Source organism: Waterburya sp. (assembly GCF_058530065.1).
Genome location: NZ_JBZNBU010000016.1, coordinates 1 through 17,815 on the forward strand (window position 1 = coordinate 1; position 17,815 = coordinate 17,815).

Here is a 17,815-nt window from a genome sequence, read left to right on the forward strand (position 1 = left end):
AGCTAAAAGACTGGAATTAATCGATTTGGTAAATAGTAGGTTGCCATTAGTTTTAATTACACCTTTATTAGATAAAGCAATTATTCGAGGAGATAAAGAACTTCAATCCCAAAGAGTTCGACAAGCAAAAAATATTATTGAAGACCGCGATCGCAAGTTACTTAGCTATTTAGAAGATATTGCTTTAACTGAGGAAACAATTGATAAAATTAATTTTTTTATTAGTACGGAAAATCAAGTAATTTTTGAATCTATTATTGATGCAGATGATAGCTTTTTAGATTTAACTGAAAAAGAATTACAACAATTAAAAATAAATTGCGATCGCCTAACTACAGAAGTAGATTTATCTCGTAAGATTGTCGCAGAAATTAATAACATAAAAACTCAAATAGATACCACAGAAGCTCAACTAGCTAGTGCAGCATCTCCCGAAGACTATCAAAAGTTATTGAAGGCAGTCGAGAAAACAAGAAAAGAAGTAAATAAGTCTTTAGCACGCTACGAACTAACTAACGAACAACTAGCTAAAATAGAGCGAGAAATCGAACGTATCGAGCAAGAATTAAATCGTACCTTAAAAAATTATAGCGAAGATGCAGTAGGTAAAATAAATGACGAACATATCATTAATTCTGCCAGTCAAGCCCAAGCAAAACTCAAACTATTTAAAGAAAAACTAACTCTTAAAAAACTCAATAAACTAGAAACTGAAGTTAAAGATTGTTTTTTATATCTACTTCATAAAACCAATTTAATTAATCGCGTTACTATAGATAGCGATCGCTACAAACTAAAATTATACGATAGTCAAGGAAAACCATTCCCCAAACAACGTTTGTCAGCAGGGGAAAAACAACTACTGGCGATCGCTTTTTTGTGGGGTTTAGCCAGAGTATCGGGGAGAAATTTACCCGTGGCGATCGATACTCCTTTAGGCAGACTAGATTCATCCCACCGCAACAATTTAATTGAGCGATATTTTCCCAGCGCATCCCATCAAGTAATTTTACTTTCTACAGATACAGAAATTGGCGCACAAGAGGTAACTAGCCTGAGAAAACAAGAAGCAATTGCGAGAGAATATCTACTCAAATATAACCCGCAAAAACGTCAAACTACTGTAGAAGCTGGGTATTTTTTTGAATAACCTCAGTAACGTGAATTCGGGATAAGTTCAATTAACTGATTTATATTTATAAGGGTTATGGTATTGGTCACAAAATTCAAGAATTATGAAGCTCACGAAAATCAATAAAATGACAAAAGAGGGATAACTTGACAGATAAATTCTCTTAACCCGAACTGAGGTTCAGTACAAAATTAAAAAATATCATCTGGTAAAGCAGTAAGTTCTCCCTTCATACTCCATCCCTGTTCTGCTGCTATTCGATCTAAATCATCAATTCTGGCTGAGGTTAGGGGATGGGTAGAAAAATAAGCCGAAACTTTACCTCTTCGATCTTTCTTCTTGGTTTGTATGCGATGGAAAAAATCCAAACTAGCGCCACCATGTCCGTAAATATCTATAATTGCCGAAAGAGCAAACACATCGGCTGCTGACTCTTGCTGGCGACTGTAATGGAGATTACTTAAAGAGCCTGTAAATCCCACAACATCGGCATTACCTCCTCCAATTCCTAAAACGCTAGCTATCGTTAACAAAACAAGGGATCGTCCTAAACCTTTGAGATGATCTCTGGCTATATGATGTCCCAATTCATGAGCGAGAACGAAAGCCAATTCGTTTTCAGATTCTGCTTCTTGCAAAAGAGTATTGGTAACAACAATATGTCCTCCAGGAAAAATAAAAGCATTAGCAATTTTGTCTTGTTGAATATGAAGTTTTAGAGGAGGGTAATTATCTAAATTTGAATTTTGTAGAGATGCTAATAAATCTTCTAAATATTCTCGCTGTCGTGGGGTAGATTCCCGATCGAGATTGGGAACTTCAGCAATTATACTTTGACCTATTTTAGTTTCCATTTCTGGAGAAATACGCAGTGCCAATTGAGTTGCGATCGCGCCCAACCCCAAATAAACCAATCCACTAACAACTATTACCGTAGCTAACAAATAAGCAAAATTAACCAGAGGATGTACTTTAGTAACATTTACGCCCTCTGGAATTTCTTTCGGATTATAAACCATAATCGATCTGAAACTTAACGAATTGCCGTACCATAAGCGGTTACCTCAATGGCAGCTAGTCCTTTTCCTCCTCCTTGGCTACCAATATTAGATGTTTCCAAGCGCACGTTATATATTTGAGTTCCCCCCCAAGCAATAGCTTGTTCTTTCATGCGCAAAATAGCTTCCCTACGCCCGCGATCGAGTAAACTTTCATAGACTACCACCCTGCCTCCTACAAGGTTGCGTAAAGAAGAAGCAAATATTTTAAAATAGTCAGCCGAAACAACTACGCTTCCCAAGAAAAGGGCTGCCTCATTGGCGTGGGGAATTTCTTGTTTCGCACCAAAGGTAACTACTGGTACGTGAAGAGTTTGACGCTCTCTTTTCTTAATATCTTGATAGTGTTTTTTTTCAACATAGCTACCTACAAAATAACCAACCCCAAGCAAGACTGCAAAAACAATTAAATCCATAATTTTGTGCTAATCACTTATTACTTGTTATTTATTACTGAGAAAAAGTCTATTCAACTTTCACTGCCGTTCCATAAGCAAAAAGTTCTGCTGCTCCTTGAGCCACAGAAGATGTAGCAAAACGCACGTTAACTACTGCATTAGCACCAACAAAATTAGCCTGTTCGATCATTCTATCTATGGCTTCTTTCCTAGCTTCTTGTAATAATTCTGTATACCCTTTTAACTCTCCACCAACAAGATTTTTAAACCCAGCCATAATATCTTTACCGACGTGCTTGGCACGAATAGTACTACCTTGCACTAAACCAAAATGCTCGATAATTTCTTTACCTGGTACTCCTTCTAAGGTGGTAATAATCATTTTTTCAGTTCTAATAGAATTAGTTGCCGAATATTGCGAGGTCATAATTAATACCTAAATTATAATTTTCCATAACTCTAACCATCATAATTCCCCAGAATCATTCAATAATTTAATTAATTAATAGTTATTAATTAATCGGCAAACCTTCCAAAGTATTAGCCAAAAAATCCGTGCGACAGGCGTGACGTTGAATTTTACCACTAGATGTTTTGGGCAAACTACCAGGCTTCAGCAAAAGAGTGGTATGTACTTGCAAATCGTGGTTTTTAGATATTTCCCGCTTAATTAATTGAGTCAAATCTTTGACATCAATCAAATCGCCATGAGAATTGCCATTCCCTTTAGCTTTAGAACGACTGCTAGTCCAATAACGACGCTCTACTTCAGCTAAAACAATTAATTTCTCTTCTCCCCCAACATCAATCGAAAAAGTAGCGACGCCACTAGGTCTAATCCAGGAATTAGTTTCTTCTACAGTTTTCTCGATGTCTTGGGGGTAATGGTTGCGTCCTTTAATGACGATTGTATCCTTGAGACGACCAGTAAAAAACAATTCTCCTCCATCGACAAAACCCAGATCGCCAGTTCGTAAAAAAGGTCCTTCATTAGTATCTTTTAGATAAGCATTAAAGGTTGTTTCGGTGACGATTGGTTGTTGCCAATAACCTCTGGCAATACTCGCACCAGATACCCAAATTTCCCCTACTTCTCCTGGCTGACAACTGACCATGGTTTCGGGATTGGCGATCGCAATTTTTTGATCTCTTAAACTTCTACCACAACTTACAAGAGTGTAAGGATTGGAATCATGCTCGTCTCTCGGAACAATTTTATTTTCTTCTAGGGCTTTTCGATCTACATTTTGAGTAACTATTGCTTTATCTCCCGAACCACCAGAAATAATTAAAGTCGCTTCCGCCATACCATAACAAGGATAGAAAGCAGAACGATCGAAACCATAGGGAGCAAAAGTTTCGGCAAATTGATTTAATGTTTTGTTATTAATCGGTTCTGCACCATTAAAAGCTACTTGCCAACTACTGAGATCCAATCCAGTTAATTGTTCTGGTTTAAATTTGCGCACGCATAAATCATAAGCAAAATTAGGTCCTCCACTAGTGGTAGCAGTTTCGCGAGATATAGCCTTTAGCCAGCGTAAAGGATTCTGCAAAAATATTAGGGGAGACATTAAAGTTACTGGAAAACCACCATACAAAGGCTGAAGAATTCCACCGATCAGCCCCATATCGTGATAGGGTGGCAACCAAATTACTCCTTTACTTTCAGGTGAATGTCTAAAGCAGCGATGAATTGCTTCGAGGTTGTGCAGCAAATTTTGATAGGCTATTTTAACTCCTTTAGGTTCTGCTGTAGAACCAGAAGTATACTGTAAAAAGGCAAGGGTATCTTCTGAAATATCTGGTTCTCGCCAAGCGTCGTTTTGATTTATCGTAATAGCGTCTGTAGTAATCCAGCGTAAATTTTTGAGGTCGGGAGTTTTTTCTAGCTGCCTTCCTAAACTTTGAAGGGTTTCCCGATTAGTTAACGCCAAATCGGTTTGAGCATCTTGGAGAATATTTTCAATTCTACTTAGGGATCTATTCGGTCGAGGAGGATAGGCAGGAATCGCAATTAGTCCTGCATAAAGACAACCAAAAAAAGCAGTAATGTAATCCAATCCCGCAGGATATAGTAGTAAGACTCTATCTTGAGGAGAAGCGATAGATTGAAGATAAGTTGCGATCGCTTTAGCTTTTTGTTCTAATTGACTATAAGTTAAACTAATTTCTTCGGTTTCTCCATCCACCAAAAAACTGTATATTTTCTGATGTGGTTGTTCTTCGACTCGATTGCGAAGAATTTCCACCAAGGTAGCTGCTTTAATCTTGTTTTTTAGACCACTCATTCACTTTCGATCGCTTAAATCAATTTACACCATATCTTACTTTTCGAGAATCCAAGTATAGATCGCTTTAGAGCATAATATTTTACTAGAGATATTAAATTCCCCAACAGCTTACATCAATCATTGCTAAAACCGAGTACAGTTGTGACACCTTGAGAATAGTCTGTCGTAGAAAGGGTAACGGGGTGACAAGGTGACGGGGTGACAAGGTGACGGGGTGATTATCTAGATGTTCAATGATAAATGTTTAATGTTCAATGATAAATGAGTTAGAGAAAATTATTATTACTGAAATTAAAAATTCTCCCCCAGGGCGGATTACCTTTGCGGACTATATGAATTTGGCTTTATATCATCGGGAATATGGCTATTATAATTCTGGTGCGATCGCTATTGGTAAAGAGGGAGATTTTTACACCTCTTCTTCTTTGGGACAAGATTTTGGCGAGCTATTAGCAATTCAGTTTCAGGAAATGTGGCACAATCTTGGCTGCCCTAGTTCTTTTTCTTTAGTGGAAATGGGGGCTGGTAATGGTAACTTGGCAGGAGATATTTTAAATTGCCTGCAGTCAGAGGCTGAGAAATCTTTTCTTCAAGCTCTTAGATATATAATCATCGAACAGTCACCTAATTTGAGAGCAATTCAGCGAGAAAAATTAGATTCTTTTTCTATAACTTGGACGACTTTAGCCGAGTTAAGCGATCGCAGCATCGAAGGTTGCTTTTTCTCTAACGAATTGGTGGATGCTTTTCCCGTTCATTTAGTAGTGAAAAAAGGCGATCGCCTGTCAGAAGTTTGTTTATCTCTCCATAATCAAGAATTGACCGAAACTCTACATCCTCTTGCTAACCCAAAAATTAGCCAGTATTTTGATTTAGTAGGTATAAACCTCTTAAAACCAGAATACCCTCCAAATTACCGTACAGAAGTTAATCTCCAGGCTTTGGATTGGCTATCATCGGTGGCGAACAAACTAAAACGAGGATATCTCCTGACCATCGATTATGGTTACACAGCCGACAAATATTATCGTCCCAGTCGCAGCCAAGGCACTTTGCAATGCTATTTTCAACATCGCCATCACAATAATCCTTACGCTAATTTGGGTCGTCAAGATATTACCGCTCATGTGGATTTTACAGCCCTACAACGTCAAGGAGAATTATCTAACTTGGAAACCCTCGGTTACAGTCAACAAGGGTTATTTCTGATGGCTCTAGGTTTGGGCGATCGCTTGAACGATCTTTCTAGTGGTAAATATAATATTGAGGAAATATTTCAGCGTCGCAATGCTTTACACCAGCTAATCGATCCTACAGGTATGGGTAATTTTGGCGTGTTAATTCAAGGAAAAAATCTTATCCAGTCGGAAAAAACTTTAACGGGCTTAACAATTCCACCCATGTTTTGAATTTTGCACCCCAAACAACAAAAATGCCATTGCGATCGCAATGGCAAAACGAAATTAAATTTTAGAAATTAATAACTTTAAACTAGAATTCAGAACTTTCAGCAGGGTTCATACCTACAGGCGCACTGCCACCACCAGCAGAAAGTACATCAGCTTCTTTCACAAATCCACTGTAAGCTTCCATGCCGTGCTCTGATATATCCAAACCACGTCTTTCTTCGTCTTCACGAACGCGAATACTGATAGTCACTTTGAGAATAGTCCAAACAATCGCACTAAAGATGACAGTAAATGCACCAATAGAAACAATACCGATAATTTGAGTCACAATGTTTCCAGTACCAAAGATACCTACTGCCAAAGTTCCCCAGATACCGCAGACCAAGTGAACGGAAGTTGCACCAACGGGGTCGTCAATTTTGATGCTATCAAAGAAAGCAACAGAGAAAACCACAATAATACCAGCAATCAAACCGATAATTACAGCAGATAAATAGCTTACATCAGCACAACCAGCGGTAATACCAACTAAACCAGCCAAAATACCATTAATAATCATGGATAAGTCTGGTTTGCCATCTTTGATCCAAGAGGTAAAGGTTGCAGCTACACCACCTGCTGCTGCTGCTAGATTAGTAGTTACGGCAATGTAAGGGACATTAGCTGTTGCAGCCAATTCAGAACCAGGATTAAAACCAAACCAGCCAATCCAGAGAATCAAACAACCTAAAGTGGCAAAACCCATGTTATGTCCTGGAATTGCACTAATACGTCCGTTTTGGTATTTACCAATTCTGGGACCAAGAATAGCTGCGCCAACTAAAGCGGCCCAACCTCCAACGGAGTGAACCACCGTCGAACCAGCAAAGTCAGAAAAGCCCATTTCGCTCAACCAACCTCCATCCCATACCCAGTGTCCTGTAACAGCATAGGAAAATCCGACTAAAAGAGTACTGAAGATTAGGAAAGCACCAAAGTGGATTCTTTCTGCAACAGCACCAGAAACTATCGTAGCTGCGGTAGCTGCGAAAGCAACTTGGAATAAGAAAGAAATTGCTTCGGGAACAGCTGCGGGGTAAGGATCGTTACCATAAGGAGCGGGATCGCCATTGAAGAAGAATCCACTCAAACCGATGAAGGGAGTACCCTCTCCATACATCAAAGCATAACCCACTGCCCAGTAAGCAAGGGTGGCAATACCAAATACAATTAAGTTTTTAGCTAATATATTGACCGCATTTTTCTGACGGCAGAAACCTGCTTCCAACATTCCGAAACCAGCATTCATAAAAATGACGAGAACGGAACAAAATAGCAAGAAAATAGAGTCTAAGACAACTCTTAGTTCGTCTACGTTGGCAGGAGCATCAAATCCTTGGGCTGTGGCAGCAGAATCCCAAACTACAACAATTGCCGCTGCTAGTGGGATGCAGATAAGCCATGCGGGAGAGAAAGATTTTAATATTGGTCTCAAAGGTCTTGGAATCAATCCTTTGATTTGATTATCAACATTCGCCTTACTCGTGCGAGATGTTGGTTTTACTTCTAAGAATTTAGAATTCATCTACACTTCGATTTATTTAAAAAATATATTTTGTTTGTCTACAATTACAAACTCAATTCTGTCTAGTTTGTGATTTTTTTTCCTTTATTGCCGTATTAATTTACACTGTTTTTTAAATAAAAACAGTGTACTATTAAAGGTTTTAAAAAAAACAATAAATAACAACTTAATTAAAGTATCTAGATAGATAGTCTTAACAATTTGTTGAAAAATTAATTGTTACTTTAAAAAGCTAAAAATAATTTAATATTTTTCTTGAATTTGAGGAAGCTTTACAAAAAATATACAAATATCATTATAGAAAAAAAAATTTACAAGTGGCAGAAAAAATACTAAATATCTAGCTTTGCAGATAAAAATCTGTAGTTTATTGATCGCGCGATCGCCGTTAGCGATCTATTCCGATCCAAAATATTATTTAATAAATATTAAGTTAGACTGTCTGATTTTAATCAGTTTTCTTCACCAATTAGCTACTAAAAAAGACCGTCCTTTTAGGATGGTCTTTGACAAAAGATTACATTAGATTAAGCAAATTAATTACTTAATGAATAACATTTCTTGATAAGTAGGTAGAGGCCACAAATCGTCAGCTACTTCTGCTTCTAAGGCATCTACATCGGCTCTGACACTATCCATTAAAGGACGGATGGTATAAGCACAATACTTCATGTGTTCTTCTGTATCGGCAAAATCTTCTTTTTCTATGACAGAAGCCAGCTGAGAAACTTTAGAAGTTAGAGAGTTGGTCAACTCGGCAACAGTTTTAATATTGCTTTTATCTAATTCAATTCCCATATCTCCCACTACACCAATAGTTTGGGACATATCAGTTAGATGTCTCATAGCAGCAGGATAAATAGAAGTTTTGGCAATATCAATAACTAGTTTGGCTTCTACCTCAATCGAAAGAAGATATTGTTCTGCGTAAACTTCATAACGACTTTCCAACTCTACGGGAGAAAGTACTCCAGTTGTCTCGAATAATTCTTCAATATATTTTTCTTTAAGGCAAGGTAGAGCATCAGCAGTAGTAGGCAAGTTAGCCAAGCCTCTTTCTTCTACTGCCATTTTATGCCACTCAGCAGAATAACCGTCACCACCAAAAATAACGGCACTGTGTTTGTCCATCACATCTTTCAACACTGTGAGAATTGCAGTATTAAGATCTGTGCCTTTGCCTAACTCTGCTTCTAAAAGGTCGCCAATTGCCGATAAAGAATCAGCCAACATAGTGTTGAGTACGATTAAGGGACCAGAGACAGACTGACTAGAGCCAACGGCGCGGAATTCAAAACGGTTGCCTGTAAAAGCAAAAGGAGAAGTTCTGTTGCGATCGCCCGCATCTTTAGCCAGAGGAGGTAAAGTATCTACCCCAATTTTCATTTCGCCTTTTTTGCCGTAGTCTTTTACTTCTCCAGAAGCAATTTGATTGAATAGTTCTTCTAGCTGAGAACCCAAGTAGACAGACATAATTGCAGGGGGAGCTTCGTTTGCACCCAAACGATGATCGTTACTAGCATTCGCGATCGCAGCACGCATTAAAGGCCCATATTTATGTACCCCGCGAATTACCGCAGCACAAAAAATGAGGAACTGAGCGTTCTCGTGGGGAGTGTCTCCAGGATCTAGTAAATTACCTTGAGTAGAATTACCCACAGACCAATTAACGTGTTTACCAGAACCGTTGATACCTGCAAAGGGTTTTTCGTGCAATAAGCAAACAAAACCGTGTTTTTTAGCAGTTTGACGTAACAAAGTCATCGTTAACTGCTGGTGATCGGAAGCTACGTTTGCTGCCTCAAAAATTGGTGCGATTTCAAATTGTCCAGGAGCAACTTCATTATGTCTGGTTTTAGCAGGAATACCCAAACGATACATTTTCTTTTCTACTTCCTGCATAAAGACTTGAACTCGTTCGGGAATTGCACCGAAATAGTGATCGTCAAATTGCTGTCCTTTTGCAGGAGGTTTGCCGAAAAGAGTACGACCTGCCAAGAGGATATCAGGACGGCTGTTGGCAAAGTGTTCGTCTATCAAGAAATATTCCTGTTCTGGACCACAACTAGAACTTACGGGGGCTATATCAGTATGACCCAGAAGTTGCAAAACTCTAGTGGCAGACTTATTCATCGCACTAATAGAGCGCAACAAAGGTGTTTTCTTGTCTAAAGCTTCTCCCGTCCAAGAGACAAAAACAGTGGGTATGCAGAGAGTTACGCCGTTTTCTGTCTCCATCAAGTAAGCAGGAGAAGTCACATCCCAAGCAGTATAGCCTCTGGCTTCAAAAGTAGAACGAATACCGCCGTTGGGGAAAGAAGAACCGTCGGGTTCTCCTTGAACCAGCAATTTACCTGCAAACTCAGAAATCGCACTACCATCTCCTTGGGTAGACACAAAACCGTCGTGCTTTTCCGCAGTAGCGTTGGTCATGGGATAAAATACGTGGGCATAATAAGATGCACCTTTGGCGATTGCCCAGTCTTTCATAGCGGATGCCACAATATCTGCTACGGAAGTATCTAGAGGTTGTCCTGTTTGAATGGTTTTTTTCAAAGATTTAAAGACAGCTTTAGGCAAACACTGTTTCATTTTGCTTAAGCTGAAAACATCTGCTGCCCAAATATCTTCTAATCTGCTAGGTGCGCCAACGGGAATTGGTTCGCGGTTATTAATTTCATAGATCGCTTGCGTGCGAGTTTCGTATCCCATGACAAATAAATTTCTTTAGTTTTATGTATTGAATTCCGCTAGATCGTATCTTGGGAATGATTTGAGAAAATGTAAACTAAGCAACAGAATTATGCTTAGTTTTCAACAATAAAAAAAATTCAGGCTATATAAATCTTGTTTGGGCTTTGATCAATTAACCTGAAGTCTTTATTTATGTACGGTTTTGGCGTTGATTGTTGCCCGCTCTAAATTTAATTATAAATTTTATCTGTTGACAACCAATTAATACTTCTAAATCAACTAATTTAGGCAAAACTTATCTAAGTTTGGCGTTAGATTTGGATTTTGGAGATGCTTGCAATAAATCTTAATGTCTTTTTTGAGGATGAAAGTGCCTTATTTTCTCAATCCACAATACCAATGATAATCGGTTGGGGTTGCTACTTTTTGAGGTTTTAACCCCACTAATAGCAAGATCTCATGGAAAATCTTGCTATTAGATTGCGATCGCGAGTCGTTGCTTAATACTGTTTAACAGTCATAATACAAAGCAAACTCATAGGGGTGAGGACGCAACCGTAACGGATTTACTTCTGCATCTAGTTTATATTGAATCCAATTTTGAATAAAGTCTTTAGTAAATACTCCACTCCCTACCAAAAATTCATGGTCTTTTTCCAATGCTTCTAACGCACCTTCGAGAGAAGCAGGGGTAGAGGGAATTTTACTCAATTCTTCGGGAGAAAGCTCGTAAATATCTACATCTAGGGGATCTCCTGGATCAATTTTATTTTTTACCCCATCAATACCCGCTAACAACATGGCAGAAAAGCCTAAATAAGGGTTAGCAGTAGGGTCGGGACAGCGGAATTCAAAGCGTTTGGCTTTGGGGTTGCTACCGCTAAGGGGAATACGCACCGATGCGGAACGATTTCCTTGGGAATATGCCAAATTCACAGGGGCTTCAAAACCAGGTACGAGACGTTTGTAAGAGTTCGCTGAAGGATTGGTAAACGCCAAAATTGCAGGGGCGTGTTTTAAGATTCCACCTATAAAATAGAGGGCAGTTTCACTTAAATCCGCATAACCATCCCCAAAAAATAGAGGACTGCCATCTTTCCAGATAGACATATGGGTGTGCATCCCAGTACCGTTATCGTTAAATAAAGGCTTGGGCATGAAGGTCGCAGTTTTACCATACTTGCGGGCTACATTTTTAACTATATATTTGTAAGTTAAAACATAGTCCCCAGCACTAATTAAATCCGAGAACTTAATTCCCAATTCACATTGTCCCGCAGAAGCTACTTCGTGGTGGTGTTTCTCAATGGGTACGCCACATTTACCCATAGTCAGCAACATTTCACTCCGAATATCTTGCAAGGTATCCGAGGGTGCAACGGGAAAATAGCCCCTTTTATGGTCGGTTTTGTAGCCTAAATTGCCACCTTCTTCGTAAGATCCAGAATTCCAAATTCCTTCAATAGAATCAATATGATAAAACCCTTCATATTCTGATTGACTAAAGCGAATATCATCAAAAATAAAAAATTCTGGTTCGGGTCCACAATAAACTGTATCCCCAATGCCAGTACTCTTCAGATAATCTACAGCTTTCTGGGCTAGGGAACGAGGATTGCGCTCGTACCATTCTCCAGTGCGTGGCTCTTTAATCGAGCAAATCATACTGAGAGTAGGAGTTTCCATAAAAGGATCGATCCACGCGGTATTAGGGTCGGGAACCATTGCCATATCAGAGGCGTTAATCGCTTTCCAACCTCTAATACTAGAACCGTCAAAAGCAACTCCATCAGTAAAAGCATCTTCATCAATTAAACTGCGATGAAAAGTACAGTGCTGCCAAATACCGAAGAGATCGACAAATTTCAGATCGATTAACTCGATATCTCGATCTGCGATTGTTTTCAAGACATCTTGGGCAGTCTTGGGCATAAATATCTGCTCCTAATAAATTCTTTATATCTCTGAATATCTAAATCAATAGCTAGATCGCGACTATCGCCCGAACTAACCATCGATGTTATAGAATTATCACTTTTTATCTAAACTTTAAATCTATAAACTTTGCAAAAATGTGCCGAAATTGACTAAAAAACCTAGTTCGTCAGAAAATTTCAGCTTTATATGAGACTTTAATCCTATTTTGAATGAGTCGATAATTGATGAAGATGTCAAAATTTGAAGCAAACTATAGTCTCGTCTCTGTATGTGGGATTATAAATAAATGTAGCTTAAAACTTAGCTTAAAAATAATGGCTGATAATATTAGCCAGATTAAATAAATAAAAAATTGCTGTTGGGAGAAATCAAGTAAGATGCGTGACGCAGTTACCAACCTAATTAAAAATTATGATATTTCAGGTCGCTATTTAGACCGCGATGCTATTGATAGTCTGAAAGACTATTTTACTTCTGGTACGGCTAGAGTAGCTGTAGCAACTGCGATTAGTGGTAATGCTGCCACTATTGTTAAAAATGCTGGTTTAAAACTATTTGAAGAAGTTCCCGAACTAATTCGTCCTGGCGGTAATGCCTATACAACTCGTCGTTATTCGGCTTGCTTGCGCGATTTAGACTATTATCTACGCTATGCTAGTTATGCTTTAGTCGCAGGTAATATGAACGTTCTAGACGAAAGAGTATTACAAGGTTTGAGAGAAACTTACAATTCTTTGGGCGTACCTATTGGGCCTACTGTAGTGGGCATCCAAATTATGAAGGATATGGTTAAAGAAATGGCAGCAGAAAATGGCGTTAGCGATACTAGTTTCGTTGATGAACCTTTTGAATATATGACCCGTCAATTAAGTGAAGTTTCAGTTTAACTAGCTTTTAGTTGTTAGCTTTGAGAAAGACACCATGCGATCGCTTTTTCTTCAGAAAGGCGATCGCTTTTTCTTTTTTTCTCCTCCATCCCACCACTCCATCACTCCCAATCTTTATAGTTGTTCGGTAACCCACACTAAGTAAACCGTTGCCAGAGGTCACCTGGTTTAGCTAAATTAGCAGTCGGAAGGTGAGAGTGCTAATCTAATAAAAGAAGACTTTCATCTATAGAAAAGCAATATTCAATCATAAGCATTTAGTTTTCTGGAGAATCTGGAATGGCAGCTATTAGCATTAATGTTACAACCGTAAAACCTTTAGGCGATCGCGTGTTTGTCAAAGTCAGCGCAGCCGAAGAACAAACTGCTGGGGGAATTATCTTACCCGATGCAGCTAAAGAGAAACCCCAAATAGGGGAAGTAGTTGGCGTAGGCCCTGGCAAAACCAAAGATGATGGCGGTCACGCACCTTTGGAAGTAAAAGTTGGCGATAAAGTTTTGTACTCTAAATATGCTGGTACTGATATCAAACTAGGTGGCAACGATTACGTTTTGCTATCTGAAAAAGATATCTTAGCAACTGTTGCCTAGGTCATAGATTGATTTATAAATCGTTGATGTACAACCTCATAGCATCAAGAATTTAACCTATTCACTGTTAGTTCATTTCACCCCCAACCAAATCAAATTTTATGGCTAAATCTATAATTTACAACGACGAAGCTCGTCGCGCTCTAGAAAAAGGTATCGATTTACTAGCTGAAGCGGTAGCTGTTACCCTTGGCCCCAAAGGACGTAATGTAGTTCTCGAAAAAAAATTTGGCGCGCCCCAAATCGTTAATGATGGAGTAACTATCGCCAAAGAAATTGAATTAGAAGATCACATTGAGAATACAGGCGTATCCCTCATTCGTCAAGCTGCTTCCAAAACTAACGATGTAGCTGGTGATGGTACTACTACGGCTACAGTCTTGGCTCACGCAATCGTCAAAGAAGGTTTGCGTAACGTAGCAGCAGGTGCTAACCCTATTGCGATCAAACGCGGTATCGACAAAGCGATCGAGCATTTAGTAGTTAAAATTCAAGACCATTCTCAACCCGTTGGCGACAGCAAAGCGATCGCTCAAGTAGGAACGATTTCTGCGGGTAACGACCAAGAAGTCGGCGATATGATCTCCATGGCAATGGATAAAGTCGGCAAAGAAGGTGTCATTTCTCTAGAAGAAGGTAAGTCCATGACTACCGAACTAGAAATTACTGAAGGGATGCGTTTTGAGAAAGGTTATATTTCTCCTTACTTTGTAACCGATACAGAGCGCATGGAAGCTGCTTTGGAAGAACCTCTTATCTTGATTACCGACAAAAAAATCAATTTGGTACAAGATTTAGTTCCCGTACTAGAGCAAGTTGCCCGTCAAGGCAAACCTTTATTAATTATCGCTGAAGATATAGAAAAAGAAGCTCTAGCTACTTTGGTTGTCAACCGTTTGCGTGGTGTATTAAACGTTGCTGCTATCAAAGCTCCTGGTTTTGGCGATCGCCGCAAAGCTATGCTAGAAGATATTGCGGTTTTAACTGGCGGTCAAGTAATTTCTGAAGATGCTGGTCTAAAACTAGAGACTGCCAAAGTAGAAATGCTCGGTACTGCTCGTCGCGTCAACATAACCAAAGATAGTACTACTATCGTGGCAGAAGGTAACGAAGAAGGCGTTAAAAAACGTTGCGAACAAATTCGCCGTCAAATTGAAGCTAGTGATTCTTCCTACGACCAAGAGAAACTACAAGAGCGTTTGGCGAAACTTTCTGGTGGTGTAGCGGTAATCAAAGTTGGTGCTGCTACCGAAACCGAAATGAAAGACCGCAAATTGCGTCTAGAAGATGCTATCAACGCGACTAAAGCAGCAGTAGAAGAAGGTATCGTTCCTGGTGGCGGTACTACTCTAGCTCACCTCGCTCCTGGTTTAGAAGAATGGGCAAACGCCAACCTGGCAGACGAAGCTTTGACTGGTGCAACTATCGTAGCTCGTGCATTAACTGCTCCTTTGAGAAGAATTGCTGAAAACGCTGGTCAAAATGGCGCAGTAGTAGCAGAAAGAGTTAAAGAGAAAGACTTTAACATTGGTTTTAATGCTGCTAAAAACGAATATGTAGATATGTTTGAAGCTGGTATTGTTGACCCTGCTAAAGTAACTCGCTCTGCTTTACAAAATGCTGCTTCTATTGCGGGAATGGTCTTAACTACTGAATGTATTGTGGTAGACAAACCCGAAAAAGACAAAGGTGCTGCTGCTGGTGGTGGTGATTTTGATTACTAGAATTTCAAGCTATTAGACAGTAAACAATAAACTTTAAAAGGCTGTGATGGAACTCTCTAACACAGCCTTTTTTGCTATTCTATAATTAAACTATTATGGTATAGAAAATTACACCGCTTCTAAGTTTTTCTCTCCAGTACGAATACGGACTACTCGATCTACAGGGTAGACAAAGATCTTACCGTCGCCAATCTCTCCAGTACGAGCGGCAGCGATAATCTTATCGACTACCATATCTACCTGATCGTCTTCGATGACAATTTCTAGCTTGAGCTTTTGCAAAAACTCTACAGTATATTCAGAACCGCGATAGCGTTCGGTTTGTCCTTTCTGACGACCAAAACCTCGTACTTCAGAAACGGTCATGCCCACGACTCCAGCATTAACTAGAGCAATTTTGACTTCGTCCAGCTTAAAAGGTCTGATAATAGCTTCTATTTTTTTCAATTTACAATCTCCTATTGCTATATAAAAGTAAGACTCTAACTATTTTACGTATATTTATCTAGAAAGCTAGTGTATTAGTTTATAGATTTTAATTATTTTGGTTTTCCACTCTAGTTTGATTTAAACTTTTTTGACAATTTACTGACAATCTGAAAAAGAGTGTGAATTGAATTATCTTCATAAAATTGTTTGTTTCTTCAAAAAATCTTGATTTTGAAATAACGAAAAATACTGTAGTCACTTTTACTAATTACGTCGTATTTTTGTATGTAGATTATCAATATTTTTCGACTTATAAAATCTCTTGGTTGGCATTAATAGATTAACTACAATTTTTAATTGATTTAAAAAAAATATATTATGTTGAATTATCTTTCTAATAAACAATTATTTAAAATAACTGGTTTAAGTTTATTATCTCTGGGTTATTGTTTGACTCCGATTCAGGTAATGGCTGGGAGTTTAGCTGAAGCAGAAAGTTTTATTGGTCAAATTAATTATACAGTTACGGGAGGTACTCTAAGAAGTAATTCTGACGATCTTGACTCTTGCAGTCTAAATACTAGTTCTACTGCTTCTCTGGCACATATTCCTAGCGGTTCAACTGTTAAAAAAGCCTATCTTTATTGGGCTGGTTCGGGGGAAAATATTGATAATCAAGTAGTATTTGATGGAACATCTTTAACTGCCGATCGCACTTATAGTTCTTCAATGTTTATTTCCGATCCTGACTATGGAGACGGTACTTATTATCATTTTCAAGGAGTAAAAGATGTAACGGATATAGTTAGCCAAAAAGGTAATGGTAGCTATCAATTTAGCGATCTAACTGTAGATAATACTAATAATGATGTTCACTATTGTACCTTTCAGGGAGTATTATCTGGCTGGTCTTTGGTAGTAATTTATAATGACCCGACCTTGGAGGCAAACAAAATTAATACCATCAAACTTTATGAAGGTTTAGAATCTTCTCGCAATCAGACGGTGAACTATACTTTAGGTGGTATTGAAGTGGCTACAGATCCCATCGCTAAATTTTCTATGTTACTTTGGGAAGGAGATTCATCTTTAAGTGGCACTAATGAATATTTTGCGTTTAATGGCAACATCTTAAGCGATGATTATAATCCCCTAGAAAATCAATTTAATTCTTCCATTAATACCAATCAAGCTTCAAACGTATATGGTGTAGATTTTGATACCTTTGATGTTTCTGATTACGTCAATCAAGGAGATAATTCCGCTACGGGAACTATTTCTACTAATGACGATTTAGTTCTTCAAGGAGCAGCTTTAATGATGGTAACTACTCTGTATACTGCTGACTAAATTTTTTTAATTAGAAAATAAAATATCAAAAACCTAGCTAAACTCATAACAATTAACTATGAATAAAATATTATGCTTGTTGGCTCTTACCTTAACAATTTTTTACCAAGGTACTTCTAGTGCTGGTGCGTTAGAAGCAGAAATGTCTGATGCTGAATTTACCCGACTTGTATGTGGATATCTTCATAGAATAGATGATAGAAATTTGGCTTTAGATGAAATTAATGCTGCGATCGCATCTAATGTTAATGCCAGTCAATTAGCAATGTTGCAGGAAATAGAAAACTCCGACTCTGCGATGGAAGATCTTTGTCGTTCTTCTTTGCCAAGATTTTAGTCTTTATCTA

16 protein-coding genes are annotated in these 17,815 nt (G+C 38.5%); 7 read left to right on the plus strand and 9 right to left on the minus strand.

Annotation, left to right across the window (positions count from 1 at the left end; all coding sequences use genetic code 11):
- The coding region (gene dndD, locus AC33VI_RS00925) for a DNA sulfur modification protein DndD (protein WP_491780391.1) at positions 1–1,150 on the plus strand (1,150 nt) is incomplete at its 5' end.
- A 173-nt stretch (positions 1,151–1,323) separates the two neighbouring features.
- On the opposite strand, the gene AC33VI_RS00930 is transcribed toward dndD, so the two are convergent.
- From AC33VI_RS00930 to AC33VI_RS00945, 4 genes are all read right to left on the minus strand, one after another.
- Positions 1,324–2,151, minus strand: coding sequence for a M48 family metallopeptidase (locus tag AC33VI_RS00930; protein WP_491780392.1), 828 nt, complete (start codon positions 2,149–2,151; stop codon positions 1,324–1,326).
- Positions 2,152–2,165: 14 nt separating this feature from the next.
- On the minus strand, positions 2,166–2,609 hold the full coding sequence (locus AC33VI_RS00935) for a YbjQ family protein (protein ID WP_491780415.1): 444 nt from the start codon (positions 2,607–2,609) through the stop codon (positions 2,166–2,168).
- A gap of 46 nt (positions 2,610–2,655) precedes the next feature.
- Positions 2,656–2,970: a YbjQ family protein gene (locus tag AC33VI_RS00940; RefSeq protein WP_491780416.1), complete on the minus strand. Its 315-nt coding sequence runs from the start codon at positions 2,968–2,970 to the stop codon at positions 2,656–2,658.
- Positions 2,971–3,100: 130 nt separating this feature from the next.
- Entirely contained in the window at positions 3,101–4,879 is a 1,779-nt protein-coding gene (locus AC33VI_RS00945) for a fatty acyl-AMP ligase (RefSeq protein WP_491780393.1), read from the minus strand.
- 257 nt (positions 4,880–5,136) lie between these two features.
- Between AC33VI_RS00945 and AC33VI_RS00950 the strand changes: the two genes are divergently transcribed.
- On the plus strand, positions 5,137–6,291 hold the full coding sequence (locus tag AC33VI_RS00950; RefSeq protein WP_491780394.1) for a class I SAM-dependent methyltransferase: 1,155 nt from the start codon (positions 5,137–5,139) through the stop codon (positions 6,289–6,291).
- A gap of 82 nt (positions 6,292–6,373) precedes the next feature.
- On the opposite strand, the gene AC33VI_RS00955 is transcribed toward AC33VI_RS00950, so the two are convergent.
- The 3 genes from AC33VI_RS00955 to glnA form a co-directional block, all read right to left on the minus strand.
- Positions 6,374–7,855 carry an ammonium transporter gene (locus tag AC33VI_RS00955; RefSeq protein WP_491780395.1) on the minus strand — a complete coding sequence of 494 codons (1,482 nt, stop codon included), beginning with the start codon at positions 7,853–7,855 and terminating at the stop codon, positions 6,374–6,376.
- 540 nt (positions 7,856–8,395) lie between these two features.
- On the minus strand, positions 8,396–10,567 hold the full coding sequence (locus tag AC33VI_RS00960) for a glutamine synthetase III family protein (protein WP_491780396.1): 2,172 nt from the start codon (positions 10,565–10,567) through the stop codon (positions 8,396–8,398).
- Between the two features lie 492 nt (positions 10,568–11,059).
- Entirely contained in the window at positions 11,060–12,481 is a 1,422-nt protein-coding gene (glnA, locus tag AC33VI_RS00965; protein ID WP_491780397.1) for a type I glutamate--ammonia ligase, read from the minus strand.
- Between the two features lie 383 nt (positions 12,482–12,864).
- Between glnA and apcB the strand changes: the two genes are divergently transcribed.
- Positions 12,865–13,374: an allophycocyanin subunit beta gene (apcB, locus tag AC33VI_RS00970; RefSeq protein WP_491780398.1), complete on the plus strand. Its 510-nt coding sequence runs from the start codon at positions 12,865–12,867 to the stop codon at positions 13,372–13,374.
- A 7-nt stretch (positions 13,375–13,381) separates the two neighbouring features.
- Here the strand turns inward: apcB and AC33VI_RS00975 are convergent, their stop codons facing one another.
- Positions 13,382–13,537: a hypothetical protein gene (locus tag AC33VI_RS00975; RefSeq protein ID WP_491780399.1), complete on the minus strand. Its 156-nt coding sequence runs from the start codon at positions 13,535–13,537 to the stop codon at positions 13,382–13,384.
- A 116-nt stretch (positions 13,538–13,653) separates the two neighbouring features.
- Here AC33VI_RS00975 and groES point away from each other — a divergent pair, with 116 nt between their 5' ends.
- Complete coding sequence (gene groES / locus AC33VI_RS00980) at positions 13,654–13,965, plus strand: co-chaperone GroES (RefSeq protein ID WP_491780400.1); 312 nt, start codon at positions 13,654–13,656, stop codon at positions 13,963–13,965.
- Positions 13,966–14,066: 101 nt separating this feature from the next.
- Positions 14,067–15,689, plus strand: a complete 1,623-nt coding sequence (gene groL, locus AC33VI_RS00985) for a chaperonin GroEL (RefSeq protein ID WP_491780401.1) — start codon at positions 14,067–14,069, stop codon at positions 15,687–15,689.
- Positions 15,690–15,797: 108 nt separating this feature from the next.
- Here the strand turns inward: groL and AC33VI_RS00990 are convergent, their stop codons facing one another.
- Complete coding sequence (locus tag AC33VI_RS00990; RefSeq protein ID WP_491780402.1) at positions 15,798–16,136, minus strand: P-II family nitrogen regulator; 339 nt, start codon at positions 16,134–16,136, stop codon at positions 15,798–15,800.
- Between the two features lie 360 nt (positions 16,137–16,496).
- On the opposite strand from AC33VI_RS00990, the gene AC33VI_RS00995 reads away from it, so the two are divergent.
- Entirely contained in the window at positions 16,497–17,468 is a 972-nt protein-coding gene (locus AC33VI_RS00995; protein ID WP_491780403.1) for a hypothetical protein, read from the plus strand.
- A 58-nt stretch (positions 17,469–17,526) separates the two neighbouring features.
- A complete protein-coding gene (locus tag AC33VI_RS01000) occupies positions 17,527–17,805 on the plus strand; it encodes a hypothetical protein (RefSeq protein ID WP_491780404.1) in 279 nt (92 codons plus the stop codon).
- Positions 17,806–17,815 lie beyond the last annotated feature (10 nt).

Bases quoted from the DNA above. Each gene is read 5' to 3' on its own strand.
- AC33VI_RS00950 (WP_491780394.1), top strand. From the start codon at position 5,137: ATGATAAATGAGTTAGAGAAAATTATTATTACTGAAATTAAAAATTCT.
- groL (WP_491780401.1), top strand. From the start codon at position 14,067: ATGGCTAAATCTATAATTTACAACGACGAAGCTCGTCGCGCTCTAGAA.
- AC33VI_RS00955 (WP_491780395.1), bottom strand. From the start codon at position 7,855: ATGAATTCTAAATTCTTAGAAGTAAAACCAACATCTCGCACGAGTAAG.
- apcB (WP_491780398.1), top strand. From the start codon at position 12,865: ATGCGTGACGCAGTTACCAACCTAATTAAAAATTATGATATTTCAGGT.
- AC33VI_RS01000 (WP_491780404.1), top strand. From the start codon at position 17,527: ATGAATAAAATATTATGCTTGTTGGCTCTTACCTTAACAATTTTTTAC.
- AC33VI_RS00960 (WP_491780396.1), bottom strand. From the start codon at position 10,567: ATGGGATACGAAACTCGCACGCAAGCGATCTATGAAATTAATAACCGC.
- AC33VI_RS00940 (WP_491780416.1), bottom strand. From the start codon at position 2,970: ATGATTATTACCACCTTAGAAGGAGTACCAGGTAAAGAAATTATCGAG.
- glnA (WP_491780397.1), bottom strand. From the start codon at position 12,481: ATGCCCAAGACTGCCCAAGATGTCTTGAAAACAATCGCAGATCGAGAT.
- AC33VI_RS00995 (WP_491780403.1), top strand. From the start codon at position 16,497: ATGTTGAATTATCTTTCTAATAAACAATTATTTAAAATAACTGGTTTA.
- AC33VI_RS00945 (WP_491780393.1), bottom strand. From the start codon at position 4,879: ATGAGTGGTCTAAAAAACAAGATTAAAGCAGCTACCTTGGTGGAAATT.
- AC33VI_RS00930 (WP_491780392.1), bottom strand. From the start codon at position 2,151: ATGGTTTATAATCCGAAAGAAATTCCAGAGGGCGTAAATGTTACTAAA.
- groES (WP_491780400.1), top strand. From the start codon at position 13,654: ATGGCAGCTATTAGCATTAATGTTACAACCGTAAAACCTTTAGGCGAT.